Source organism: Pseudomonas migulae (assembly GCF_043225285.1).
Classification (GTDB): Bacteria; Pseudomonadota; Gammaproteobacteria; order Pseudomonadales; family Pseudomonadaceae; genus Aquipseudomonas; species Aquipseudomonas migulae_C.
Genome location: NZ_CP171224.1, coordinates 3,303,716 through 3,329,922, shown reverse-complemented (window position 1 = coordinate 3,329,922; position 26,207 = coordinate 3,303,716). Strand labels below are relative to the sequence as shown.

Below are 26,207 nucleotides of genomic sequence, written 5' to 3'. Positions count from 1 at the left end.
GATGAACTCACAGGCACCGCGATTTACCAGACAGCACGCGCCATCGATCTCGCCCATCGCGAGCAGGCTCGCTCCTACAGGAGTTGGGCAGCTTTCCGCAAGGCGCACTTGAGAAACAATATCGTTTATCATTGTTGCAAGTTTTTGCAATGCGACAGTGAGGAACCCTGCGAATGATGTTTCGAAATACCCTGCGCCGCGGCCTGACCATCACCCTGCTCGGCCTGACCATCGCTACTCCCCTCACCCAGGCTGCTGATCCAGTTTCCCTGACACTCTATAACGGTCAACACAAGGAAGTCGGCGACGCCGTCGCCAAAGCCTTCGAAGCCAAGACCGGCATCCATGTCAATGTGCGCAAAGGCAGCAGCAATCAGCTCGCCAGCCAGGTCGTGGAAGAAGGCGATCGCTCCCCCGCCGACGTGATCTACACCGAAGAATCACCACCGCTGAATAAACTCGGCGAACAAGGCCTGCTGGCGCAAACCGATGCCGCCACCCTCGCCGTCCTGCCGAAAGACTACGTCGCCGGCAATGGCACCTGGATCGGCATCACCGCGCGAGTGCGCGTGGTGGCGTTCAACCCGAAACTGATCGACGAAAAAGACCTGCCGAAATCGGTGATGGAATTCTCCGACCCGAAATGGCAAGGCAAGGTCGGCTTCGTTCCCACCAGCGGCGCGTTCCAGGAACAAGCCGTTGCGATCATCAAGGTGCATGGCATGGACGCAGCGGAGGAATGGCTGACCGGCCTGCGCGCGTTCGGCAAGACCTACAGCAACAACATGGTCGCCCTGAAAGCAGTGGAGAACGGCGAAGTCGCCACCGTTCTGGTGAACAACTACTACTGGTTCGCCTTGCAGCGTGAAAAAGGCCAGCTCGATTCGAAACTGCATTATTTCACCGGCGGCGACGTTGGCGGGCTGATCACCGTATCCAGCGCTGCCGTGCTGAAATCCAGCAAACACCCGAAAGAAGCCCAGCAATTCCTCGCCTACATGGCCAGCGAAGAAGGCCAGCGCGTGATCACTCAGACCACCGCCGAATACCCGCTGCACAAAGGTATGGAGTCGGATCGCGGCCTCAAGCCGTTCAGCGAACTGCAAGCACCGAACGTCACGCCAGCCGACCTCGGTAACGCCGAAGAAGCCCTGGATCTGGAACGTGACGTTGGCTTGAACTGATGAGCGCATCGTTATCCGCCCCCGCTGCGCGCGGGGGTTACGTGCCACGGCGCAAGCGGCCATCGATCTGGTTGCTGCTGCCGGTGTTGCTCTTGGTGGTGCTCAGTCTTTTGCCGTTGGCCTATGTCGGGCTCAAGACCTGGCAGGCGGGCTGGGCCGAAGCGCTGCATTTACTGTGGCGCCCCTACGTGTTCGGCTTGTTGCGCAATACGCTGGCGTTGATGGTGGGCGTGACGGTCGCCTGCGGCGTGATCGGCCTGTCGCTGGCGTGGCTGCTGGAGCGAAGCAACCTGCCGGGACGGCGCTTGTGGGGTGTGATCCTGTGTCTGCCGTTCGCGGTGCCAGCGTTTGTCAGCAGCTTCACCTGGGTCTCGCTGAGCGCTCATTTCGAAGGTTTGGGCGGGGCAATCCTGGTGATGACCCTGTCCAAATACCCGCTGATCTTTCTGCCGGTCGCAGCAACGCTGCGCAATCTGGATCCCTCTCTCGAAGAGTCGGCACGGACGCTGGGGCAGAATCGCTGGGGTGTGTTTTTCAAAATTACCCTGCCACTGCTCTGGCCGTCATTGCTTGCCGGCTCGCTGCTGATCGCGCTGCACATGCTGGTGGAATTCGGCGCGCTGTCGATCATCGGCCTGCAGACCTTCACCACGGCGATCTACCAACAGTTCGAACTGGAGTTCAGCAACGCCAATGCGGCGATGCTTTCCGCTGTGCTTCTGGCCATGTGCCTGATGCTGCTGTGGCTGGAGTTGCGCGTGCGCGGCAAAGGTCGGCATGTGCGCACCGGTCAGGGCGCGGCACGGCGCGCGGAACAGGTTCGCCTTGGACCCTGGGCCGCTGCGGGGCAAGTGTATTGCCTGGCGCTGGCGATCATCGGCAGTGGAATTCCCCTCGGCATGCTGGCGTACTGGCTGGCGGTGGGTTCGTCGGCGGCGTTTCCGGTGGCGGCGATCGGCGAGGCGCTGCTGTCATCCCTTGCGCTGTCCCTGGGCGGCGCGGCGTTGTGTCTGGTGCTGGCGGTGCCGGTGGGCTTGCTGGTGGTGCGCTACAAAGGTCAGCTGGCCATCTGGGCAGAGCGCCTGCCGTACCTGCTGCATGCGCTGCCTGGGCTGGTGATCGCACTGACGCTGGTGTATTTCGCCCTGCACTACGTGCCGGCGCTGTACCAGACATCGGCGTTACTGTTGATCGCTTACGCGCTGCTGTTTCTGCCGCTGGCGCAGGCGCCGATTCGTACGGCACTGAACAAGGCTGCGCCACAGCTGGAAGAGGCGGCGCGCACGCTTGGGGCATCGTCGCTCAGTGCGTTTTGCCGGGTGACCCTGCCGATCATTTTCCCGGCGCTGGGTGCCGCGTTTGCGCTGGTGTTTCTGGATGCGATGAAGGAACTGACGGCCACGCTGCTGCTGAGCCCGACCGGACTGAATACGCTGGCGACGGAAGTCTGGGCGCATACCGCGAATGTGGAGTTTGCGGCGGCGGCGCCTTATGCGGCGCTGTTGATTCTGGTGTCGGGGTTGCCGGTTTACCTGCTGACCACCCGGATGTATTTGAGCCGCTGAGATTGCCATCGCCGGCAAGCCGGTCTCGCTCCTACAGGGGAATGCATTCCAATGTGGGAGCGAGACCGGCTTGCCGGCGATGATGTCAGACGCAGCAACACAAATCCTAAGCCCTGAACTGCCCCAGGCTCGCCTTGAGCTGCGCCGCCAGGCCATCCAGCACCTTGCCGCTGGCCGTGGTTTCCACCACCGCCTGGGCAGCCTTCTCAGCCTGCGCATGAATGGTCTCGACCCGACCCCGCACCGCCTGCGCGCCTTGCGCCTGATGCGCCGCCGCCTGCGTCGCCAGACCAATCGCCGCGTGCACCTGCTCGACCGAAGCCTGCACCGACTGCTGCAACCGCGCACTGTCACGCAATACCAGCAAGCCTTCGTTGGCTTGACGCCCGGCCTGACCGATCGCCGCTACGGCCTCACGTGCGCCTTGCTGCAAAGCGACGATGTGCGCCTGAATGTCACCTGTCGAACTCTGGGTCTTGCTCGCCAGCGCCCGCACTTCATCCGCCACCACCGCGAAGCCACGACCGGTCTCACCGGCACGCGCCGCCTCGATGGCCGCGTTCAAGGCCAGCAGGTTGGTTTGCTCGGCAATCCCGTGAATCACGGTCAAGACCACTTCAATCTGTTCACTTTGCTGCGCCAGTCGCTCGATGACTTTCGAACCGGTATCGACTTGCCCGGCCAAGGCCTCGATCAGGCTGCCGACTTTCGCCGAGGTCCGGGTGTTTTCATCGGTGGCCGAACGGATGTCCACCACTTGCTGCAAGGCCGCCTGCATGGCGTGGCTTTCAGACTGGGCTTCGTCAGCCATTTGCGACAACGCGCGCAGACTCTCGGCCACTTCGTCGCGCTGCATACCCGCCGCCGCATCGGCGCCGGCGTTGCGCAGGGTCATGGCACCGATCTCAACGCCCGTGCGCTGGGCGACATCGCCCGCTTCACGCACGATCGGCTGCAACTTGTCCACAAAGCGATTGACCGCCGAGGCCATGTCGCCGATTTCATCCTTGCTGTTGATCTGCACACGCTTGGTCAGGTCGCCCTCGCCCGCCGCCAGATCGTCCATCGCGGTAATCAGCATCTTCAAGCGATTGACCACACGACGCCCAAGCACCACGGCCAGCAACAGCAACACGCCGCAACCGACCAGCGCCAGGCCCACGCCAATGCGCCAGCGCAAGGTCGTCGCCGCTTCCTGCACGGTGCCAGTGGTGTTGGCTTTCATTTCTGAAGCGGTGGATTGAGCAGAGGTCAGGCGCGCACGCATCGCCGTGGCACTGTCAGCGGCCGCGCCTTTGAGGCTGTCGCCGACCAGCTGATCACTGCTGGCGATCAGCGCGGAGAAGCGCTTGTCCAGCGCCGCCAGATCGGCCTCCACCGAGGCGGTGGAGACGCCCATCAAGACCTTGCCTATTTCCACGCCATTCGGATTGATCGAAGCCTCGAGGTAGTAGACCGACGGATCGTTCTTCGCCGCATCCAGCACTTTGTCCAATGCGCGCTCGCCCTGGCCTTTCTCCAGAAGGGCCTTGTTGATCGGGTTTTCGCGGTTGAGGTAGCGCGTCAGGTGCTGCCCGGTCGCGTCGTCATAAACCACGAACAGCACGTTGGGATTGCGCTGGGCACGGCGGGCGAATTCGGAGAGGGTTGGAACGTCGCTGTCCCACATGGCGCGGGGGGCGACCGAGGCCAGAAGCTGCGCCATATCATTGGCGGAGTCCTTCAGGGCGTTTTCCAATGTCTTACGCAACTGCGCCTGTTCTTCCTCCAGTCGCGAGGACAAACCGGCCGTGAGGCGCTGCCGCGTACTGGCGGAGAGGCTGTCGAGGCTCGACGTGACTTCACGTCCCGCCTGCTCAAGCTCGCCGGAAAGTTTTTGACTGTCCGCGCCCAGGCGCACACCCAGATCGGCTTCCAGTGCAGTCACTGTGCTCCGCGTGAGGGCGACAGCCACCAGCACCTGCACCAAAAGGGCGATACCAAGGGTAACGAACACCGGCCGTAGTAGACGGCTTTGTAACAATGAGAGAACCGCCGACACTTGATATCCCTCTACTTTGACGCCATTAAATTGATGGCACGCCAGAAGACATGCTTTTAATCAACATCACAGCAAAGGTCATGCCGTCCTACAGACAGATACGACAAAGGGCCCAAATAAGGGCCCTTTGTTTTTTACATCAACGACTTATTAAGCGAACGGGTGACGCAGAACGATGGTTTCGTTGCGATCAGGGCCCGTCGAAATAATGTCGATCGGCGCACCGATCAGCGCTTCGACGCGTTTGATGTAGGCACGTGCGTTAGCTGGCAGCTCTTCCAGGGTCTTGGCGCCCACGGTCGATTCGGTCCAGCCCGGCACTTCTTCGTACACCGGCTGCAGGCCGACGTAGCTGTCAGCGTCAGTCGGGGCAACATCGTTACCTGCGGCATCTTTGTAGCCGACGCAGATGTTGATGGTTTCCAGACCGTCGAGTACGTCCAGCTTGGTCAGGCAGATGCCCGAGATGCTGTTCACATCGATAGCGCGACGCAGGATAACGGCGTCAAACCAGCCACAACGACGGGCACGGCCGGTCGTTGCGCCGAACTCGTGACCTTGTTTGGCCAGGTGCGCACCGACTTCGTCGAACAGCTCAGTCGGGAACGGACCCGAACCCACACGAGTGGTGTAAGCCTTGGTGATGCCCAGGATGTAGTCCAGGAACATCGGGCCAACACCCGAACCGGTCGCAACGCCGCCAGCGGTGGTGTTGGAGCTGGTGACGTACGGGTAGGTACCGTGGTCGATGTCCAGCAACGAACCTTGAGCGCCTTCAAACATGATGTCTTTGCCAGCGCGACGCAGGTCGTGCAGCTCGGCCGTCACGTCCAGCATCAGCGGCTTGAGCAGCTCAGCGTATTCCTTGCACTCAGCCAGGGTCTTTTCGAACTCGATGGCCGGCTCTTTGTAGTAACCCACCAGCATGAAGTTGTGGTAATCCACCAGTTCACGCAGCTTGTCTTCGAAGCGCGGCATGTTGAGCAAGTCGCCAACACGCAGGCCGCGACGCGCAACCTTGTCTTCGTAAGCCGGGCCGATGCCGCGACCGGTCGTACCGATCTTCAGCTCGCCACGGGCCTTTTCACGGGCCTGATCCAGCGCAACGTGGAAGGACAGGATCAGCGGGCAGGACGGGCTGATACGCAGGCGCTCACGCACCGGTACGCCTTTCTCTTCCAGCTTGACGATTTCCCGCAGCAGGGCGTCAGGTGCAACCACCACGCCGTTGCCGATCAGGCACTGCACGCCTTCGCGCAGCACGCCCGACGGGATCAGGTGCAAGACGGTTTTTTCGCCATCGATCACCAGAGTGTGACCCGCGTTGTGGCCACCCTGGTAGCGCACTACGGCGGCAGCATGTTCGGTCAGCAGATCAACGATCTTGCCTTTGCCCTCATCACCCCATTGGGTGCCCAGGACTACGACATTCTTACCCATAACACTTGTCCTCATTCGCGCAAACTTGGTGCCGGCCACGGGCCGACAGGAAAACTCAAGAAGCCAGTGGCGATACTTGCCAAAGCCCGTTCTGCTGAATCAATTGCCGGTCGCAGTCCGCTTCACGGGCGGCGGCCAAAGGTTGCCCAGGCAATGCCTGAACGACACGCTGACCCTCACTGCGCAACTGGCAAACCTGCTGCCAGAGTGCCGCATCCGTACTGTCAGGCATCCAGATACCGCCAGACGGTAGCTCGATCTCAGCACGCCCCCGGGTCACCAGGGTTTTCAAATCGGTAGAGAAGCCGGTTGCCGGACGGGCGCGACCGAAGTCGGCACCGATGTCGTCGTAACGACCGCCCTGGGCAATGGATTGGCCAACACCCGGTACGAACACCGCGAACACCACACCGGTGTGGTAGTGGTAGCCGCGCAACTCGCCCAGATCGAAGTACAGCGGCAACTCAGGGAAACGCGTGGACAGACGCTCGGCAATCGCCACCAGATCGTCCAGCGCCGCCAACACCGGTGCCGGCGCATTCGCCAGACGACCGCGCGCCGCTTGCAGCACTTCACGCCCACCGCACAGATCAACCAACGCCCGCAGCATGCCCGACAGATCGGCAGGCAAGCCTTCGGTCAAGGTAATGACCTCGTCGATGGCCTTGCGTTGCAATGCATCGAACAACTGCTGCTCGACTTCACCGGACAAACCGGCCGCACGGGCCAGGCCACGGTAGATGCCGACATGACCGAGGTCCATGTGCACATCCGGCACATCGGCCAGTTGCAGCATGGACAGCATCAGGCTGATCACTTCCACGTCGCTGCTCGGGCTGCCATCGCCGTACAACTCGGCGCCCAGCTGAATCGGGCTGCGCGAGGACGACAAGGCACGCGGCTGAGCATGCAGCACGCTGCCGGCGTAGCACAGACGGCTCGGGCCTTCGCGACGCAGGGTGTGCGCATCGATGCGCGCCACTTGCGGCGTGATGTCGGCACGGAAACCCATTTGCCGGCCCGATTGCGGGTCGATGACCTTGAAGGTACGCAGATCGAGGTCCTGGCCCGCGCCGGTCAGCAAGGATTCCAGGTACTCGATATGGGGAGTCACGACAAACTCGTAACCCCAGCTCTGGAACAGATCCAACACCTGACGACGCGCAACTTCAATGCGCGCCGCCTCCGGTGGCAGTACTTCTTCGATGCCATCTGGCAGCAGCCAGCGGTCTACCGTTGCCATTACGCCATTCCCCTATGGTCCGGGCGGCCAGCCTATGGGCGAGCCTTGAGTGAAGCAGAAAATGATTACTCCGCGCATAAACAACGCGGCGAGAAGCCTGAAAATAAGCCTCGCCAACCAATTTCCTCGAAAAACCTGTCGAGCCATTCAACTCGAGCGCCTGCCTGCCAACAGCAATCAAACGTGCAGACGCAAAAAAGCCGGGAATTTCCCGGCTGCCGCATCATACACACGTTTTCCCAAAGGATCACCCCGCCCGAGGCTTTAGCCGCCAGGCGGGGATGATTCAGGTCAACGTCGTATCAAGGCTTGGCTTTTTCCAGGTAACGGAAGAAGTCGCTGCTTGGGTCCAGGACCATGACGTCGGATTTGTTCGCGAAGCTTTCACGGTAGGCTCGCAGGCTACGGTAGAAACCGTAGAACTCCTGATCCTGACCGTAGGCCTTGGAGTAGATCGCAGCAGCCTGGGCATCACCGTCACCGCGAACCTCTTCGGATTCACGATAGGCTTCCGCCAGCAGCACGCGGCGTTGACGATCGGCGTCGGCACGGATGCCTTCTGCCAGCTCGTTTCCCTTGGCGCGGTGCTCGCGAGCTTCACGCTCACGCTCGGAGCTCATACGCTCGAACACACTGCGGTTCACTTCTTTCGGCAGGTCGATGGCCTTGACCCGAACATCGACGACTTCGATGCCCAGCTCTTTTTCCGCCATCTTGTTCAGCGACCCAGTGATATCGGTCATCAGCGCATCGCGCTCACCGGACACCACTTCGTGCAGGGTGCGCTTACCAAACTGGTCACGCAGGCCCGATTCCAGACGACGGGAAAGACGCTCGTCAGCAATCTGCTTGAGGCCGGACGTCGCGGTGTAGTAACGCTCGGCGTCCTTCACACGCCACTTGGCGTAGGCATCAACCATGACGGCTTTCTTTTCCAGCGTCAGGAAGCGTTGTGTCGGTGCATCCAGCGTCATCAGGCGTGCGTCGAATTTACGCACCTGGTTAACGTAAGGCACTTTCACATGCAGGCCTGGCTGAACATCGGTCTGAACCACGCGACCGAACTGCAGCAGCACCGCACGCTCGGTCTGAGCCACGATGTAGAAGCAGTTCCAGGCTGCGATCGCCACGACGACGCCGACAATAAGGGCGATCAGCGATTTATTGCTCATCAGCGACTCTCCCTGGTACGTGCTTGCTGTTGCTGCAGATCAGCTGCCGCACGCGCATTCGCTTCATTGCTGGTGGCTGCCGCACCGGTCACCGGAGTGCTGGTGTTGCGACCACTTTCGACCATCTTGTCCAGCGGTAGGTAGAGCAGATTGCTCTGGCCATTCTTGTTGCCGGTCACGAGAACCTTGCTGGTATTGCTGAAGACTTCCTGCATGGTGTCCAGGTACAGACGCTCACGGGTGACTTCAGGTGCCTTGCGGTACTCGCTGACCAGCTTGGTGAAGCGATCGGCCTCACCCTTGGCGCGCGAGACGGTTTCATCACGGTAGCCGTTGGCGTCTTCGATGATGCGCTGTGCTTGACCACGGGCTTCCGGCACGACGCCGTTGGCGTAGGTTTCAGCCTGGTTGCGCGAACGCTGCTCGTCTTCACGGGCACGGATCACGTCATCGAAGGCTTCCTGCACTTCACGCGGTGCCGCTGCGCTTTGTACGTTGACCTGAGTCACGGTGATACCGGTGCGATAGGTATCCATGAAGCGTTGCAGACGCTCCTTGATTTCGCTGGCCATCAATTCGCGACCTTCGGTCAGCACCTGGTCCATCGCGGTGGAGCCCACCACGTGGCGCAAGGCACTTTCGGTCGCGTGCTGCAGGCTGATTTCCGGCTGATCGACGCTCAGCACGAAGTCCTGCAGGTTGCTGATCTTGTACTGCACGGTCAGCGGGACTTCGACGATGTTCTCGTCTTCAGTCAGCATTTGACCCTGCTTGGTGTAGGCACGCTCACGCGTGACGTTTTCCAGGTACTTGCGATCGATCGGCGGGAAATAGATGTTCAGACCCGGGCCGACGGTTTCGTAGTACTTGCCGAAGCGCAGCACCACGGCTTGCTCCTGCTCGTCCACTACGTACACCGCGCTGTACAGCCACACGGCTGCCAGTACGACCAGGCCGATGCCGAGCAGGCCGCCGAAGCCACCACTCTTGCCCGGACCACCGCCGTCATCCCCACGTTTCTTACCACCACCGAACAACCCGTTCAGGCTTTCCTGCAGCTTTCGGAAGGCCTCGTCGAGATCCGGTGGTCCCTTGCGGTCGCCGTTATTGCGGCGCTTGCCACCCCAAGGATCCTGATTATTCGAGTTGCCACCCGGCTCATTCCAAGCCATAGCGCTCTCCATCTGATAAAGCAAAGACGCACCCACGGCGCGCCGACCAATGCTACAGAATGCCTGTCTCTGCGGCACAACCGCTTTCTCAGGCTTTTATTGCAAAGTGTGTTGTTCGATGAACTCCGCCGGCACAACGCCTTCACGGCTGACCAGCCGATTGAGCTCCGAGCGCGGCAATCGAACGGCCAGCAAGCTGACACCTTCTTCGTCGTATTCTTCTTTCTGCACCGCCCCGAGTTCGAAGAACTGCGCACGCAGTCGAGCGAATCGTTGCGGCAAGCGCAAGGTCCCCACAAACAACTCACTGCCCAGCAACTCGGCAATGGCTTGTTCAAGCAACTCCAGACCGCTGCCATCACGCGCCGAGAGCCAGACCCGTTGCGGCTTGCCGTCGGCATCGCGCTGGATTTGTGGCTCAACGCCTTCAAGCAAATCGAGTTTGTTATAGACCTCGAGGATCGGCAAGTCCTGGGCACCAATCTCGCCCAGCACCACCATCACCTGCTCGATCTGCAACATGCGATCCGGTTCGGCCGCATCGATCACGTGCAACAGCAGGTCAGAGTTGCTCGACTCTTCGAGCGTAGACCGAAATGCCTCGACCAGCTTGTGAGGCAAGTGGCGAATGAAGCCCACGGTGTCGGCCAGGACAATCGGCCCCATGTCGTCCAGTTCCAGACGGCGCAAGGTCGGGTCCAGCGTGGCGAACAACTGGTCGGCCGCGTAAACGTCGGATTTCGTCACGTTATTGAAGAGCGTGGATTTGCCGGCGTTGGTATACCCCACCAGAGACACGGTAGGAATATCCGCACGCATACGGCCGCGGCGCGACTGTTCGCGCTGGCTGCGCACTTTTTCCAGCCGGCCCTTGATCTGGCGCAAGCGAACCCGCAGCAGACGGCGGTCGGTTTCCAGCTGGGTTTCACCCGGACCACGCATGCCGATACCGCCGCCTTGACGCTCAAGGTGGGTCCAGCCGCGAACCAGTCGGGTGCTCATGTGGTCAAGCTGGGCCAGTTCGACCTGGAGCTTGCCTTCATGGGTACGAGCGCGTTGGGCGAAAATATCGAGAATCAGACCGGTGCGGTCGATCACGCGACACTCGAAAACACGTTCGAGGTTACGTTCCTGACTGGGCGTAAGCGTGTGATTGAAGATCACCAGATCGGCTTCTTCGGCATGGACCAGGTCGCGCAGCTCCTCGACCTTGCCGCTGCCAATCAGGTATTTGGCGGTTGGCCGATGACGCGGCACGTTAAAAAACGCAACGGTCTCGGCGCCGGCCGAATTAGCCAATTCCTGAAACTCCTGCGGATCTTCGCGCGCCTCAGGGTCCTGTCCATCCAAGTGAACGAGGATCACCCGCTCACCACCACCGTGGCGCTCAAAGAACAAAGGAGACTCCTATCAGGCGTTACCTGGCTCAGCGTCACCTGCTTCGGATTCGGTTGCGCTAGGCAGACGAATCGGGCGAACCGGTACCACTGTAGAGATAGCGTGCTTGTAAACCATCTGGCTGACGGTGTTTTTCAGCAGGATGACGAACTGGTCGAAAGACTCGATCGTACCTTGCAGTTTGATCCCGTTGACCAGGTAGATGGACACCCCAACTTTCTCTTTACGTAAAGTATTCAAGTAAGGGTCTTGTAGCGAATGCCCTTTTGACATGTGCCGCACTCCTTTAAGGATTCAATATAAAAAATAGGTAATCAGATGGCTTGTGCCGTCACACCCCCAAGGATAGACGGCAATTGCAAGGACTCAGCTCAATATGGAGATGGTCCCAAGGTATTTCAAGGCGCGCGGCAGATTGTCGCAATCCAGGCTGTCCAACCAGTGTAAATCAGCCCAACTGCGCAGCCAGGTGAACTGACGCTTGGCCAACTGGCGCGTGGCAATGATTCCACGCTCCTGCATCTCGGCTTTCGTCAGCTTGCCATCCAGGTAGTCCCAGACTTGTCGGTAGCCTACTGCACGTATAGACGGCAACCCGGAATGCAGGTCACTTCGCTCACGCAGGGCTACGACCTCGTCAATGAATCCCTGTTCCAACATTAAAGTGAATCTTTGTTTAATTCGCTCGTGCAGTACCTGACGATTTGCCGGAGCAATGGCCAAGTTCGCGACAGTATAGGGCAATTGTTGCAGTCCCGAAGCGGCTGCTTCAGTACTTTGCGCAGATTGTCTCAGTCTAAGCTCGGTCATGCTCTGACCACTGACACGATAAACTTCCAGTGCTCGACTGAGTCGCTGGGGATCGTTCGGATGAATACGCGCCGCCGATTCCGGGTCGATGATCGCCAACTGGTCGTGCAGGGCTTGCCAGCCAAGGCGTGCAGCTTCTTCTTCGATCTGCGCACGGACCTCGGGATCAGCAGCAGGCATGTCCGCCAGACCTTCGAGCAAAGCCTTGTAATAGAGCATTGTGCCGCCCACCAGCAGCGGAATTTTTCCGCGCGCGGTGATGTCGGCCATGGCTTCCAGGGCATCACGGCGGAAATCCGCAGCCGAATAGCTCTCTGCCGGGTCGAGAATATCGATCAGGCGGTGCGGAAACTCGGCCAGTATCTCTTTCGAAGGCTTGGCGGTGCCGATGTCCATGCCGCGATAGACCAGCGCCGAATCAACGCTGATCAGCTCGCACGGCAGGACCTTGGTCAGTTCGATGGCCAGGTCGGTCTTGCCCGCTGCGGTCGGGCCCATCAGGAAAATCGCAGGTGGGAGCTGGCTCATCAACGACCGCGCAAGAACAGTTTGTCCAGATCGTCCAGGCCCAATTGGGTCCAGGTCGGTCGGCCATGGTTGCATTGACCGCTGCGCTCGGTGTTTTCCATGTCGCGCAGCAGACCGTTCATTTCCGCCAGGGCCAGGCGCCGGTTCGCCCGGATCGCGCCGTGGCAGGCCATGGTGCCGAGCAATTCGTTCAAATGCGCCTGAATCCGGTCGCTGGTGCCGTACTCCATCAGATCGGCCAGCACATCGCTGACCAGCCGGTTGGCTTCCGCTTGCTTGAGCAGGGCCGGAATCTGCCGAATAGCCAGTGTTTCCGGGCCGAGACGCTGCAGCTCAAAGCCCAGGCGCTGGAACCACGCGACGTTTTCTTCGGCGCAATCACCTTCACGCTCGCTCACCGCCAGGGATTCCGGGACCAACAGCGGCTGGCCACTCAAGCCTTCGCTGGCCATCGCGACTTTCAGGCGCTCGTACATGATCCGTTCATGGGCGGCGTGCATGTCCACCAGCACCAGCCCTTGGGCGTTTTCCGAAAGGATGTAGATGCCTTTGAGCTGCGCCAATGCGTAACCCAGCGGTGGAATATCGTCCTGACCGGCCGGAAGCGCGACGGCATTGGCTTCTGGCAACGGTGCAAAAAACTCACGGTAAGCCGCCTGGGCTTCAGCCGCCGGTACGCCGGACTGTGGACGCGGCGTGTATTGATACTGATAACCGGCGCCCGCGCCCGAGCCTGCCGTATTGAACGACGGCTGTGCCTGGGGCTGCTCCAGCAGCGCATTGGCCGCCAGGCGCATTTCGCCCTGCGGACCGAATTCACCCGCCTCGATGCCACTCGGACGAACGATGGCAGTCGCCACCGGTGCCGCCAGATGATCATCCGGGCGCACATCACCCAAGGCGCGGTGCAGGGTGCCGTAGAGGAAATCGTGGACCATGCGCCCATCACGGAAACGCACTTCGTGCTTGGTCGGGTGCACGTTGACGTCGACACCGGCCGGATCGACTTCGAAGAACAGCACGAAGGTCGGGTGCCGGCCGTTGAACAGCACGTCGCGATAGGCCTGACGCACCGCGTGGGCGACCAGCTTGTCGCGCACGGCACGGCCATTGACGAAGAAATACTGCAAGTCCGCCTGGCTGCGGTTGAACGTCGGCAAACCGACCCAACCCCACAAATGCAGGCCGTTGCGCTCGATTTCGATCGGCAGCGCCTGCTCCAGGAACCCCGAACCACAGATCGCCGCCACTCGCCGGGCGCGGGCCGCGTCGTCATGGGCTTCATGCAGGCTGAGGATGGTTTTGCCGTTGTGGCGCAAATGGAACGCCACGTCGAAGCGCGCAAGCGCCAGGCGCTTGATCACTTCTTGCAAGTGATCGAATTCGGTTTTTTCAGTCTTGAGAAACTTGCGGCGCGCCGGGGTGTTGAAGAACAAGTCACGCACTTCCACCGAGGTGCCTACCGGGTGAGCGGCGGGCTGGACGCGCGGCGCCATGTCCCGGCCTTCGGTTTCGACCTGCCAGGCCTGGTCGGCATCGCGGGTGCGCGACGTCAGGGTCAGGCGCGCCACGGAGCTGATCGAGGCGAGTGCTTCACCGCGAAACCCGAGGCTCATCACCTGCTCAAGGTCTTCCAGGTTGCGGATCTTGCTGGTGGCGTGACGGGCCAGGGCCAGCGGCAGGTCATCGGCGGAGATGCCGCTGCCGTCGTCACGCACCCGCAGCAGCTTGACGCCGCCCTGCTCGACATCGACATCGATGCGTTTGGCGCCGGAGTCGAGGCTGTTTTCCAGCAACTCCTTGATCACCGAAGCCGGGCGCTCGACTACTTCACCGGCGGCAATCTGGTTCGCCAGTCGCGGGCTGAGCAGCTCGATGCGAGCGCTATTGATCACGGCCTGATTCATTCTTTGGACGCCAGTTCAGTACCGGGAATGGTCAGGGTCTGACCAATCTTCAGCTCGTCACTCTTCAGATTGTTGGCACTGCGCAAGGTGGCCGGGGACACCTGGTAACGCACGGCAATCATTGCCAGCGTCTCGCCCGGGTTGACCCGGTGATCCCGCGGGCCTTGGGCGATCTTGCCGGAATCACGCAGCCAGGCGATGTACGTACCCGGCGGCGGGTTCTGCTGGAAGAACTGGCGCACGCCGCTGCTGATCGAACGGGCCAGCGCTTGCTGGTGGCTGGACGCCGCGAGCTTCGAGGCTTCGTTGGCGTTGGAGATGAACCCGGTTTCCACCAGGATCGACGGGATGTCCGGCGACTTCAACACCATGAACCCGGCTTGCTCAACACGCTGTTTGTGCAGCGGCGTGACGCGGCCGATGTTGCTCAACACCTTCTGGCCGACGTTCAGGCTGGAGGTCAGCGAGGCGGTCATCGACAGGTCGAGCAGCACGCCTGCGAGCATGCGGTCCTTGTCGTCGAGGCTGACGTTGCCGGCGCCGCCGATCAAGTCGGAACGGTTTTCACTGTCGGCCAGCCAACGGGCGGTTTCAGACGTGGCGCCGCGATCAGACAGGGCAAACACCGAGGCACCGAACGCAGCGGCAGACGGCGCGGCGTCGGCGTGGATCGAAACGAACAGGTCAGCGCCTTTCTTGCGGGCAATTTCGGTACGGCCGCGCAACGGGATGAAGTAGTCGCCGGTACGGGTCAGCTCGGCGCGGAAGCCTTTCATGCCGTTGACCTGGCGCTGCAATTCGCGGGCGATGGCCAGGACCACGTCTTTCTCACGCTGGCCGCGCGAGCCCGAGGCGCCCGGGTCTTCGCCGCCGTGACCGGCATCGATGACCACGATGATGTCGCGCTTGCCGGCCGGAGCGGGCGGCAGCTTGACCGGTGGATCGACCGGCGTGACCGGCACCGGCGCTACGGTGGCAACGTTGGTCGGCGGCGGAATCGGCGCGGCGTCGGCGGCGTTATCGAACAGATCGACCACCAGGCGGTTGCCGTACTGGGCGTTCGGCGCCAGGGTAAAGCTTTTCGGCGTGACGGCTTTTTTCAGGTCGATGACCACCCGCAGGTCGGTCGGCGTGCGTTGGGCCGAGCGCATGGCGGTGATCGGGGTGTTGGCGGTGGAGACGTTCAGCGGCGCGCCGAGAGTGGCGCCGTTGATGTCGATCACCAGTCGGTCCGGGGCTGTCAGGGTGAAAACGCTGTGCTGCACCGGCCCGGTCAGGTCGAACACCAACCGTGTGTTGTCCGGCGCCCGCCACAGACGAACGCTGTTGACCTTCGTGTCGGCCACAGCGTCGACGGTCACCGCCAAAAACAACATCCCTACGGCAGCTACCATCGCGCGAAAGCGCATACCTGACCCCATCATTTAATTGATTTCCAATGCCAAAGCGGCACACCACGACTCGCCACGCGAGCCCTGGGACAAAATTTTCAGCGAACGCCCGCTGTCTTGCGGGCTAATGGTAATGGTCAGGTCGGGCTTTGGCAAAAAGCCTGCACCCTTCTGGGGCCATTCGATCAGGCACAACGCGTCATCCTCGAAGTAGTCGCGGATGCCGAGGTACTCCAGTTCTTCAGGGTCGACCAGGCGATACAGGTCAAAATGGAAGGCGCGAATGTCACCGATCTCGTAGGGTTCGACCAGGGTGAACGTCGGACTTTTTACCGCGCCGACATGCCCCAGGCCCCGGATGATGCCTCGGGACAAGGTGGTTTTCCCGGCGCCGAGATCCCCCTCCAGAAAAATCAGACCGTGCCCTTCGGTGGTTTTTGCGATGCGGGCGCCGAACGCGCTCATCGCTTCTTCATCAGCCAGGTACAGGGTTACTTCAGACACGGTGCTTGCTCCTCCAACAACTGACGAATGGCTGGGATCAGATCACTGGCCGCCAGCCCACGGCCCGATTTACCTTGCTGCGCGCCCGCATTGGCGTGCAGCCACACGGCCAGGCAGGCAGCGTCGAACGCCTCCATGCCCTGGGCCAGCAATGCGCCGACCAGACCGGCCAGCACATCGCCCAAACCGGCAGCGGCCATGGCCGGATGGCCTTGATGACACACCGCCAGACGCCCGTCAGGGCTGGCGACCAGACTGCCGGCACCTTTGAGGATCACTACCGCTCTATATTTTTTGCTCAATGCGTGGGCCGCCGCCGGGCGATCAGCCTGAACGTCGGCCGTCGACAGCCCCAGCAACCGCGCGGCCTCCCCCGGATGCGGTGTGATCACGCAGCCGTCGGGCAATTTCACGTGCTGCGAGGCCAGCAGATTCAAGGCATCGGCGTCCCAGACCTGCGGCAACGGCGCATTGGCCGCCGCCGACAACAGGCTGCGCCCCCAGGCAGCCTGCCCCAAGCCGGGGCCGACCACCAGTACGGAAACTTTTTGCAGCAATCCCATTAATTGATTGGCCGACGAAGTGCCCAGCACCATCGCTTCGGGGATTCGGGCCAGCGCCGCCGGCACGTGTTCGCAGCGAGTGGCCACCGACACCATGCCCGCGCCGCTGCGCAGGGCACTTTGCGCGCTTAGCAGGATGGCACCGCCAAAACCGTGATCACCACCGATCAGCAAGACGTGGCCGAACCGGCCTTTATGAGCCGTGGGGGCGCGACTCGCCGGACGCGGCAAATTGCCGGCCGACAGGCGACGCGCACTGATGGCGACCTCGCTCAAGGCCTCAGGGGAGGCTTGCAGATCATTGAAGACCAGCTCGCCGACAAAATCCGCCGCCTCGCCGGTGAACAGGCCGAGCTTCAAGCCAATGAAGGTCACGGTCAGATCCGCCCGAACGGCCACGCCAAGCACACGCCCGGTGTCGGCACACAGCCCCGAAGGAATATCCACCGCAGCCACTGGAAGTCCGGTGGCATTGATCGCGGAAATGACGCTGGCATAGGGCTCTCGTACTTCGCCCGTCAGACCGGTGCCCAGCAAGGCGTCCAGCACCACGCCGCGCAATTCGGATTGCGCGCTCCAGGCTTGAATGGCAACTCCCTCGGACAACGCCTCGGCGTGGGCCGAACGGGCATCGCCCTGCAATTGTTGAGGATCGCCCGCCGCCAACACGCGCACATGCCAGCCGGCACGCCTGGCCAACACCGCAACGAGATAGCCATCACCGGCGTTGTTGCCATGACCGGCAACCACAGTCAGTTCGTTCGCCGTCGGCCATTGCCGGACCAGCGCACGCCAGGTCGCCCGCGCCGCCCGCTGCATCAATTCGAAGCCCGGCGTGCCGGCCGCAATCAGGCTCGCATCGAATGCTCGCACCTGCGCGGCGCTGTACAGCGCGTCGGGTAAATCATCTTTAGTGTGCGGCATGCGTCTTCGGGCTCCGATGTCTGGCAGAATTATACGCACCTCAGCTCCGGTTTCTCTCGCCTCATGCCCGCTATTACCACAGACCTGCCCGCCCTCGCCCAATCCATCAAGGACTGGGGCCGCGAGCTGGGCTTTCAGCAAGTCGGCATCAGCGGCCTGGACCTGGCCGAGCATGAGCAGCACCTGGAGCGCTGGCTTGCAGCCGGCTACCACGGCGAAATGGACTACATGGGCGCCCACGGCACTAAGCGCTCGCATCCGGAAGAGCTGGTGCCGGGCACGCTTCGGGTCGTCTCCCTGCGCATGGATTACCTGCCGGGCGACACCGAAATGGCCAAACGCCTGGCCCAACCGGAAAAAGCCTACGTCTCCCGTTATGCCTTGGGCCGCGATTACCACAAATTGATCCGTAAACGCGTGCAACAACTGGCCGATAAAATTCAGGCCGAGATCGGCCCGTTTGGTTTTCGCGCCTTCGTCGACAGTGCGCCGGTGCTGGAAAAGGCCATTGCAGAGCAGGCCGGCCTTGGATGGATCGGCAAAAATACGCTGGTCTTGAATCGCAAGGCCGGCAGTTATTTCTTTCTCAGCGAACTGTTCGTCGACCTGCCGTTGCCGGTTGACCCTCCGCACAGCACCGAACATTGCGGTCGCTGCACCGCCTGCCTCGACATCTGCCCGACCAATGCCTTTGTCGGGCCTTATGTTCTGGACGCACGTCGCTGCATTTCCTACCTGACCATCGAGCTGAAAAACGCGATCCCCGAAGACTTGCGGCCGCTGATCGGCAACCGGGTTTTCGGCTGCGATGACTGCCAGATCGTCTGCCCGTGGAACCGTTTCGCCCGGCCATCCGGCGAAAGCGACTTCAAGCCGCGACACAACCTGGATAATGCCGAACTCGCCGAACTGTTCATGTGGGACGAGGACAGGTTCCTCAGCAGCACCGAGGGTTCGCCGTTACGCAGGGCCGGCTATGAGCGCTGGCTGCGCAATCTGGCGGTGGGCCTGGGCAATGCGCCGTCGAGCATTCCGGTGCTGGAAGCGTTGAAGGCGCGGCGGGATTATCCGTCGGAGCTGGTGCGCGAACACGTTGAGTGGGCCCTGAAACAACACGGGATACTGTAGGAGCGAGCCTGCTCGCGATGGTCGTCAACAATTACGCGTTAAGTCTGACAGCCCGCGGCGTTCTCAGGTTTTTCGCGAGCAGGCTCGCTCCAACAGGGGGACGCGTTACGCCTCGTCGTTGTAGACGAACTTGGGCATTTCCCAGTGGAAACGAATCGCCAGCAACCGCAGCAAAAAGCCGCCGAACAGCGTGATCAGAATCGCCTGTTCCCCCGGCATGTTCAGATAAAGGCAGAGCATGTAGCACCACGCCGCCGCGAATGAAACGCTGGCGTAGAGCTCACGACGGAAAATCAGCGGAATGTCGTTGCAGAAGATGTCGCGCAGGATGCCGCCGAACACCCCGGTGATCACGCCGCTCACCGAGGCCACCAGCATGCCGTGGCCCATTTCCAGCGCGGTCATGCAACCGATCAGGGTAAACGCCACCAGCCCCACGGCATCGAGCACCAGAAACAGTGAGCGCAGGTGACGCATCCAGCGTGCCGCGAAGACGGTGAACATCGCCGCAATCGAGGTCAACACCAGGTATTCCGGATGCTTCACCCACGTCAGCGGGTAATGCCCTAGCAGCACGTCGCGCACCGAACCGCCGCCCAATGCCGTGATGCAGGCAATCAACACCACGCCAAACCAATCCATGCCACGACGACCGGCGGACAGGGCACCGGTCATGGCTTCGGCGGTAATGGCGATCAGGTAAAGCATCAGCAACATGGTGGCGGTCCTTGCAGGAAGGCGCGCAGTCTAGTCATTTCGGCGTGGCACCAAAAGAGGGCGCTCACGGATAAACCGCGCCGCCTCTCTCTATAGATGAAACGCAGATCCTGTAGGAGCCAGCTTGCTGCGGGCGGCGTTCCGACGATGGCGTCCTCAAGGCCCCCATCGCCGGCAAGCCGGCTCCTACAGAGACCGTATTGCCAATCAGAATTTGATGAAATGCTTGCGGTAGTGCTGCAGCTCGGCGATCGATTCGCGGATATCGTCCAGCGCCAGGTGCGTGCTGCCCTTTTTGAAGCTGTCACGCACGTCCGGCGCCCAGCGCGCGGCCAGCTCCTTCAGGGTCGAAACGTCGAGATTGCGGTAGTGGAAGAAGCTTTCCAGGGATTTCATGTGCGTATAAAGGAAGCGACGGTCCTGGCAGATGCTGTTGCCACAGATCGGCGACTTGCCGCGCGGCACCCACTGCTCCAGGAAGGCAATGGTCTCGGCTTCCGCTTCGGCCATGCTGATGCGGCTGTCACGCACGCGCTGGGTCAGGCCCGAGCCGCCGTGTTGACGGGTATTCCACTCGTCCATCCCGGCGAGGATTTCGTCGCTGTGATGGATGGCGATCACCGGGCCTTCGGCCAGGGTGTTCAGATCGCTGTCGGTGACGATGGTGGCCATCTCGATGATGACGTCGGTGTCAGGGTTCAGACCGGTCATTTCCAGGTCGATCCAGATCAGATTCTGCGGGTTTTGCATGTGTCGGCTCCTAGGCAATGCTGCGCAGTTTAGCCTAGGGCGGTGCCGGGGCGTGCTAAACTCGCGGCCGTTTTACCTAATCGCTGCATTCTTCATACGGAACACCCATGGCCAAACGCCAACTCAATCGTCGTCAAAACTGGCGCATCGAAAAGATTCAGGGCGAACGCGCTGCCCGCGCCGCCAAACGCGAGTCCTCGGCTGTCGAGGCACTTGAGGGCGGCGACCTGGGCCCGGAACAGACCGGCCTGGTGATCGCGCACTTCGGTGTGCAGGTCGAAGTCGAAGCCCTCGATGGCGATCTGGCCGGCCAGGTGTTCCGCTGCCACTTGCGCGCCAACCTGCCGGCGCTGGTGACCGGTGACCAGGTGGTCTGGCGTGCCGGCAACCAGGGCATCGGGGTGATCGTGGCGCAACTGCCACGCAAAACCGAACTCTGCCGTCCGGACAGCCGTGGCCAGCTCAAGCCGGTGGCGGCCAACGTCGACATGATCGTGATTGTCTTCGCGCCGTTGCCCGAGCCGCACGCCAACCTGATCGACCGTTACCTGGTCGCGGCGGAGCACGCCGGTATCCGGCCGTTGCTGCTGCTGAACAAATTCGACCTGATCGACGAACAGAACGCCCCGGCGCTGAATGCCCTGCTCGCGGTGTATCGCACGCTCGGCTATCCGGTGCTGGAAGTGTCGGCGCACCACGGCAACGGCATGGAGCAGTTGCAGGAACAGCTGGACGGGCGCATCAGCGTATTCGTCGGCCAGTCCGGTGTCGGCAAGTCGTCGCTGGTCAACAGTCTGCTGCCGGAAGTCGAAACCCGCGTCGGCCCGTTGTCCGAGCTGTCCGGCCAGGGCACCCACACCACCACCACCGCGCGGCTGTTCCACTTCCCCGGCGGCGGTGAACTGATCGACTCCCCGGGCATCCGCGAATTCGGCCTGGGCCACGTCAGCCGCTCCGACGTCGAAGCGGGTTTCATCGAGTTCAACGACCTGATCGGCACCTGCCGCTTCCGCGACTGCAAACACGACCGCGAACCCGGTTGCGCCCTGCTCAAGGCGCTGGAAGAAGGCCGCGTGCAGCAGCAACGGATGAACAGCTATCGCTCGATCATCGCCAGTTTGCCGGAAAGCAGCTACTAAGCCGTTTCGAGATAAACGCAATAACCTGTAGGAGCCAGCTTGCTGGCGATGATGGTTAACGATAACGCGTGCTGCCTGAATCAACGCGGTGCGCTTGCGTCCATCGCCAGCAAGCTGGCTCCTACAAGGGATTACGCCGCCCTTCAAACCCGTGAAATAAAAAAGCCGACATCACTGTCGGCTTTTTTGTGGGTCACTGCTTCGGCGGATCACCTGGCTTCGGTGCCGGGGCATCGAACAGGTTCAGGCGTTCGCGCAGCTCATGGGACGGCAGCGGTTCTTTATCCGCCGGCAAGGCGTTCGGATCGACTGGCGTGGCCGGTGCTGCACCCTGCCCTTGCGCCGGTTCCGGAGCGGGCTCCGCACCTTGCGAACCTTCGATGGCGCGCTGGGCTTTCTTCGTCAGCACGATGATGTCGATACGACGGTTGACCGGGTTGAGCGGGTTCTCGCGATCGAACAACGCGGACGAGGCATAACCGACGACGCGCGCCACTTGCTGGTCCGGGTAACTGCCCGCCACCAGCGCACGACGTGCCGCGTTGGCGCGGTTGGCCGAGAGTTCCCAGTTGCCGAAATCACCGGTGCCGGAGTACGGCTTGGCGTCGGTGTGACCACTGATGCTGATCTTGTTCGGCACCGCTTTGATGGTGTCGGCCATAGCCAGCAGGATGTCTTCGAAATACGGCTTCAGACGCGCACTGCCGGAGTCGAACATCGGGCGGTTTTCGGCGTCCACGATCTGGATGCGCAAACCGTCCGTGGTGATCTCGAACAGGATCTGGTCCTTGAATTTCTGCAGCTGCGGGTTCTCTTCGACCTTGTTCTGCAATTCCTGCAGCAACAGTTCGAGGCGTTCCTTCTCGACCATCTCGGCCATGCCTTCGACCTGATCGGTGTCGACAGTCACCTTGTCCGGCTGCGGCTGGGATTTCACTTCAGGATTGAGTGTGTTCTCCGGCGCCAGGGTCGGCGTGCCGCCCAGGTCGATGATGTACGGCGTGCCGCTTTCGGAAAAACCGACCGGGTCCTTGAAGTAACCGGCGATGGCGATCTTCTGTTCCGGCGTTGCGGTGGACAGCAGCCACAACACCAGGAAGAACGCCATCATCGCCGTCGCGAAGTCCGCAAAGGCGATTTTCCAGGAACCACCGTGATGCCCGCCCGCGTATTTCTTGACGCGCTTGATGATTATCGGCTGGTTATTTTCCATGACTTAGCGACCGCGAACCGCTTGTTCCAGCTCAGCGAAGCTAGGACGGTGCGCCGGGTACAGAACCTTGCGGCCGAACTCCACCGCCAGCGATGGCGGCATGCCGGAAGCCGACGCGACCAGCGACGCCTTGATGGCTTCGTAGACGTTCAGTTCTTCCTTGGCATCGTGCCCCAGCGCGTGCGCCAGCGGGCCGAAGAAGCCGTAGGCAGCCAGAATACCGAAGAAGGTACCGACCAGTGCCGCACCTACGTGCAGACCGATCATTTTCTGGTCGCTTTCACCCAGGGACGCCATGGTCACCACGATACCCAGTACCGCAGCGACAATACCGAAGCCGGGCATGGCGTCGGCGATGCCGTTCACGGCGTGGGACGGGTGGTCCAGGTCTTCCTTGAGGCTGGTCAGTTCCATGTCGAACAGGCCTTCAAGCTCATGGGGAGCCATGTTGCCGGAGGACATGATGCGCAGGTAATCGCAGATGTACGCGGTCATGCGTTCATCTTTCAAGACCGCCGGGTACTTGGCGAAAATCGGGCTCGCCGCGGCGTCTTCGATGTCACCTTCGATGGCCATCATGCCTTCGCGGCGGCTCTTGTTGAGGATCTCGTAAATCAGGCCCAGCACTTCAAGGTAGAACGTGTGGTTGAAACGCGAGCTGAACATGCCCAACGATTTCTTGAGCACGTGCAGGGTCATGTAACCAGGGTTGGCCTGCAGGAATGCACCGAGGGCCGCACCCCCGATGATCATCACCTCGAAGGGTTGAATCAGGGCGGCAATTTTGCCGTGGGAAAGCACGTATCCGCCAAGCACGCTCGCGAATACGACGATGATGCCGATAATTTTAGCCATAGGTAGGGGAGCACTTACTGAGTCGGGTTCAAGGTCATATTCGGAAGTTAAAAAATCTCTTCTTCTACTTATCGGCAAAACTGCGCCAGACTATAGCCAGTTCAGGCGAAAAGCCAATTTGGCCCGCTCCGGCACAGGTAATGCAGACGATGATCGCGTCCAACCATGGCTAACGAAACGAACATTCCAGCCCCAAAACCAACCACGCTCGAAGGCTGGGTCAAGCTTCTCGATGGCGTGCGCCTGCCGGTTCCGCAAGCCAGCCATGACCGGGTTTGCAAGGCGATCCGCGATAACCGCAGTTCGCTGCGCGACATCGCCGACCTGATGCAAGACAGCCCCGCGCTGGCCTTGAGCGTGATTCGTGAAGCCAACCGGCACACCCACGGCAGCATGACGGCGCCGGCGGAAAACCTTGAGGTGGCGATCAATCGCCTCGGTCTGAAGCGCACCGAAGAGTTGCTCGACCGATTGCCCGCCGAGCCTGAAGAGCAGATCCCGGTAGCCCTGCGCCAACTGCAGCTGATCAGCCAGCATGCGACCCAGCAGGCCAACGGTTTTTTCGCCGCCCGACTGGCGCGCCTGTGGCAAGACATTCATTGGGGCAGCCTGCTGTTTCTGTCGCCGCTGTGGCCGATGGCGCTGACTCATCCGCAATTGCTCGAAGACTGGGAGCTGCGGGTCATCCATAAAGGCGAGTCGGCACGCAAGGTCGAGAAACAGTTGTTTGGTGTTCGCCTGCTGGATATCGCGCAGGCGCTGGTGGAGATCTGGCGCCTGCCCATCTGGGTGCAGCAGGGTTACAAGCTGTTGCTCACCGAGCAACGGGAACTGGTGAAAGTCCTGCGCATCGCGCGTGACTCCGAGCATCCGTTGCGCCAGCAGAATCGCCTCGACGACGATCCGACGCTGCGCCGCTGGCTCAATCAGCCGGCCAATACCGTGTTGCTGGCCAACGGCCTGGCGCTCTCGGCGCAACAGGCCTGGGACAGCCCGCACAGCGAGCGCTGGCAATACCTCACCAGCCTTTACCTGCAAATACCGATGGCCGAGGTGCAGCAGCAATTGCACCAGCAAGCCGTCAACAGTGCGCACCGACACGCCATGCCGGACCTCTGGCACCCCGCCGTTGCGTTGCTCTGGCCGTGGGGCATGAACCGCATTCACGCCGGGTTGCTGCCAGCCCCGGCACCGACCGCCGAAGACCTGGCGAAATGGCGCGTGCAATGTACCGAGCTGCTGGTGGAACCCAGCCGTTTCACCAACGCCATGCACTTGACTAACGCCGCCCGTGACGCGCTGGTCGCCTGCGGCATGCGCCGGGTGATGATCCTGATGGCCGACCGCACGCACGCCAATCTGCGAGTGCACCAGATTGCCGGCCTGCCCAAGGAATCGGCCGGCCTGAATTTCGTGGTGAGCCAGAGCACGGTGCTGCAACGCCTGCTGGCGCAACAGGCCCAGGTGCGCCTGACCCCGGCCAATAACGCACAGTTTTCCGCCCTGCTGCCCAACAGCCTGCGCTCACAATTCAGCGGCGAACACCTGTTGCTGCGCTCACTGGTCAACAATGGCCGGGTGATCATGATCGTCGTGGCAGACCAGGGTGGCGGGCCGTTCTCCGAAATCACCGTGCAGGCCTTCGGCAAAACTGCGCAGTGCATCGAGAAAGCCCTGCACAGCTTTAGCCATCGCGGCCAATGAACCGCTACAATCCCCCCCTTTGTGCTCTGGAGACCTCACATGTCTGACTTCTCTGGCTTGCCGCTGGTGATCGAACCGGGCGACTTGCTCTCTCGCCTCGACGCCCGCGATCTGATTCTGGTGGACCTGACCAGCAGCGCCCGCTATGCCGAAGGGCATATTCCCGGTGCGCGCTTCGTCGATCCGAAACGCACGCAACTCGGCCAGCCACCGGCACCGGGCCTGATGCCGCCGCAAGCGGCACTCGAAGCGTTGTTCGGTGAACTGGGCCATAACCCCGATGCGGTCTACGTCGTGTATGACGACGAAGGCGGCGGTTGGGCCGGGCGTTTCATCTGGCTGCTGGACGTCATCGGCCACAGTAAGTACCACTATGTCGATGGCGGCCTGACAGCCTGGCTGGCGGAAGGCTCGCCGATGTCGATCCAGATCCCGCCCGCCGTCGGCGGCCCGGTTGCGCTGACCCTGCACGACGAACCCACTGCGACGCGCGAGTACCTGCAAAGCCGTCTCGGCGCCGCCGACCTGGCGATCTGGGATGCACGCGGGCCGCTGGAATACTCCGGCGAGAAAGTCCTGGCGGCCAAGGCCGGACACATTCCCGGTGCGGTCAACTTCGAGTGGACCGCAGGCATGGACCGGGCGCGCAACCTGCGCATCCGCACGGACATGCCACAGATCCTCGAACAACTCGGGATCAGCAAAGACAAAGAAGTGATTACCCACTGCCAGACTCACCACCGTTCTGGCTTCACCTATCTGGTGGCCAAGTCCCTCGGTTATCCGCGGGTCAAAGGCTACGCCGGCTCCTGGGGCGAATGGGGCAACCACCCCGACACCCCTGTAGAGATTTAAGGTT

At 61.5% G+C, this 26,207-nt stretch carries 22 protein-coding genes; 6 read left to right on the top strand and 16 right to left on the bottom strand.

Going from position 1 to position 26,207, the window contains the following annotated elements; translation table 11 throughout:
* Positions 1-173 precede the first annotated feature (173 nt).
* Together ACF6ZU_RS15375 and ACF6ZU_RS15370 are read left to right on the top strand one after the other, a co-directional pair.
* Positions 174-1,184, top strand: coding sequence for an iron ABC transporter substrate-binding protein (locus ACF6ZU_RS15375; RefSeq protein WP_392884999.1), 1,011 nt, complete (start codon positions 174-176; stop codon positions 1,182-1,184).
* On the top strand, positions 1,184-2,749 hold the full coding sequence (locus ACF6ZU_RS15370; RefSeq protein WP_392884997.1) for an ABC transporter permease: 1,566 nt from the start codon (positions 1,184-1,186) through the stop codon (positions 2,747-2,749). Before ACF6ZU_RS15375 ends, ACF6ZU_RS15370 begins: the two co-directional genes overlap by 1 nt.
* A gap of 106 nt (positions 2,750-2,855) precedes the next feature.
* On the opposite strand, the gene ACF6ZU_RS15365 is transcribed toward ACF6ZU_RS15370, so the two are convergent.
* From ACF6ZU_RS15365 to ACF6ZU_RS15310, 12 genes are all read right to left on the bottom strand, one after another.
* Positions 2,856-4,790, bottom strand: a complete 1,935-nt coding sequence (locus ACF6ZU_RS15365; RefSeq protein WP_392884996.1) for a methyl-accepting chemotaxis protein — start codon at positions 4,788-4,790, stop codon at positions 2,856-2,858.
* A 150-nt stretch (positions 4,791-4,940) separates the two neighbouring features.
* On the bottom strand, positions 4,941-6,230 hold the full coding sequence (locus ACF6ZU_RS15360; RefSeq protein ID WP_392884994.1) for an adenylosuccinate synthase: 1,290 nt from the start codon (positions 6,228-6,230) through the stop codon (positions 4,941-4,943).
* A gap of 55 nt (positions 6,231-6,285) precedes the next feature.
* Positions 6,286-7,473 carry an ATP phosphoribosyltransferase regulatory subunit gene (locus ACF6ZU_RS15355; RefSeq protein ID WP_392884993.1) on the bottom strand — a complete coding sequence of 396 codons (1,188 nt, stop codon included), beginning with the start codon at positions 7,471-7,473 and terminating at the stop codon, positions 6,286-6,288.
* A gap of 302 nt (positions 7,474-7,775) precedes the next feature.
* Entirely contained in the window at positions 7,776-8,645 is an 870-nt protein-coding gene (gene hflC / locus ACF6ZU_RS15350; protein WP_392884991.1) for a protease modulator HflC, read from the bottom strand.
* Positions 8,645-9,817: an FtsH protease activity modulator HflK gene (gene hflK / locus ACF6ZU_RS15345; RefSeq protein ID WP_392884989.1), complete on the bottom strand. Its 1,173-nt coding sequence runs from the start codon at positions 9,815-9,817 to the stop codon at positions 8,645-8,647. Before hflK ends, hflC begins: the two co-directional genes overlap by 1 nt.
* 96 nt (positions 9,818-9,913) lie before the next feature.
* Complete coding sequence (gene hflX / locus ACF6ZU_RS15340; protein ID WP_392884987.1) at positions 9,914-11,215, bottom strand: ribosome rescue GTPase HflX; 1,302 nt, start codon at positions 11,213-11,215, stop codon at positions 9,914-9,916.
* Between the two features lie 12 nt (positions 11,216-11,227).
* The gene (gene hfq, locus ACF6ZU_RS15335; RefSeq protein ID WP_007902656.1) at positions 11,228-11,488 is read right to left on the bottom strand and encodes an RNA chaperone Hfq; all 261 of its coding nucleotides are present in this window, start codon (positions 11,486-11,488) and stop codon (positions 11,228-11,230) included.
* Between the two features lie 93 nt (positions 11,489-11,581).
* The gene (miaA, locus tag ACF6ZU_RS15330) at positions 11,582-12,553 is read right to left on the bottom strand and encodes a tRNA (adenosine(37)-N6)-dimethylallyltransferase MiaA (protein ID WP_392884979.1); all 972 of its coding nucleotides are present in this window, start codon (positions 12,551-12,553) and stop codon (positions 11,582-11,584) included.
* Positions 12,553-14,460 (bottom strand): DNA mismatch repair endonuclease MutL, encoded by a 1,908-nt coding sequence (mutL, locus tag ACF6ZU_RS15325; RefSeq protein WP_392884977.1) that lies wholly within the window; start codon positions 14,458-14,460, stop codon positions 12,553-12,555. Before mutL ends, miaA begins: the two co-directional genes overlap by 1 nt.
* A complete protein-coding gene (locus ACF6ZU_RS15320; RefSeq protein ID WP_392893833.1) occupies positions 14,457-15,836 on the bottom strand; it encodes an N-acetylmuramoyl-L-alanine amidase in 1,380 nt (459 codons plus the stop codon). Before ACF6ZU_RS15320 ends, mutL begins: the two co-directional genes overlap by 4 nt.
* Positions 15,837-15,884: 48 nt before the next feature.
* The gene (gene tsaE / locus ACF6ZU_RS15315; RefSeq protein WP_392884972.1) at positions 15,885-16,355 is read right to left on the bottom strand and encodes a tRNA (adenosine(37)-N6)-threonylcarbamoyltransferase complex ATPase subunit type 1 TsaE; all 471 of its coding nucleotides are present in this window, start codon (positions 16,353-16,355) and stop codon (positions 15,885-15,887) included.
* Entirely contained in the window at positions 16,343-17,842 is a 1,500-nt protein-coding gene (locus ACF6ZU_RS15310) for an NAD(P)H-hydrate dehydratase (RefSeq protein ID WP_392884970.1), read from the bottom strand. The genes tsaE and ACF6ZU_RS15310 overlap by 13 nt, the downstream gene beginning before the upstream one ends.
* A 63-nt stretch (positions 17,843-17,905) precedes the next feature.
* On the opposite strand from ACF6ZU_RS15310, the gene queG reads away from it, so the two are divergent.
* The gene (queG, locus tag ACF6ZU_RS15305; RefSeq protein ID WP_392884968.1) at positions 17,906-18,970 is read left to right on the top strand and encodes a tRNA epoxyqueuosine(34) reductase QueG; all 1,065 of its coding nucleotides are present in this window, start codon (positions 17,906-17,908) and stop codon (positions 18,968-18,970) included.
* 105 nt (positions 18,971-19,075) lie between these two features.
* On the opposite strand, the gene ACF6ZU_RS15300 is transcribed toward queG, so the two are convergent.
* A complete protein-coding gene (locus tag ACF6ZU_RS15300) occupies positions 19,076-19,687 on the bottom strand; it encodes a trimeric intracellular cation channel family protein (protein ID WP_392884967.1) in 612 nt (203 codons plus the stop codon).
* 207 nt (positions 19,688-19,894) lie between these two features.
* Positions 19,895-20,437: an oligoribonuclease gene (gene orn, locus ACF6ZU_RS15295; protein WP_392884966.1), complete on the bottom strand. Its 543-nt coding sequence runs from the start codon at positions 20,435-20,437 to the stop codon at positions 19,895-19,897.
* Between the two features lie 107 nt (positions 20,438-20,544).
* On the opposite strand from orn, the gene rsgA reads away from it, so the two are divergent.
* Positions 20,545-21,576 carry a small ribosomal subunit biogenesis GTPase RsgA gene (gene rsgA, locus ACF6ZU_RS15290; protein ID WP_008035286.1) on the top strand — a complete coding sequence of 344 codons (1,032 nt, stop codon included), beginning with the start codon at positions 20,545-20,547 and terminating at the stop codon, positions 21,574-21,576.
* A 193-nt stretch (positions 21,577-21,769) separates the two neighbouring features.
* Here the strand turns inward: rsgA and motB are convergent, their stop codons facing one another.
* On the bottom strand, positions 21,770-22,789 hold the full coding sequence (motB, locus tag ACF6ZU_RS15285) for a flagellar motor protein MotB (protein WP_392884963.1): 1,020 nt from the start codon (positions 22,787-22,789) through the stop codon (positions 21,770-21,772).
* A gap of 3 nt (positions 22,790-22,792) precedes the next feature.
* Positions 22,793-23,644: a flagellar motor stator protein MotA gene (gene motA, locus ACF6ZU_RS15280; protein WP_392884962.1), complete on the bottom strand. Its 852-nt coding sequence runs from the start codon at positions 23,642-23,644 to the stop codon at positions 22,793-22,795.
* A 165-nt stretch (positions 23,645-23,809) separates the two neighbouring features.
* Here motA and ACF6ZU_RS15275 point away from each other — a divergent pair, with 165 nt between their 5' ends.
* Both ACF6ZU_RS15275 and ACF6ZU_RS15270 read left to right on the top strand, forming a co-directional pair.
* Positions 23,810-25,348, top strand: coding sequence for an HDOD domain-containing protein (locus tag ACF6ZU_RS15275; RefSeq protein WP_392884961.1), 1,539 nt, complete (start codon positions 23,810-23,812; stop codon positions 25,346-25,348).
* Positions 25,349-25,387: 39 nt separating this feature from the next.
* Entirely contained in the window at positions 25,388-26,203 is an 816-nt protein-coding gene (locus ACF6ZU_RS15270; protein ID WP_392884959.1) for a rhodanese-like domain-containing protein, read from the top strand.
* Positions 26,204-26,207: the final 4 nt, after the last annotated feature.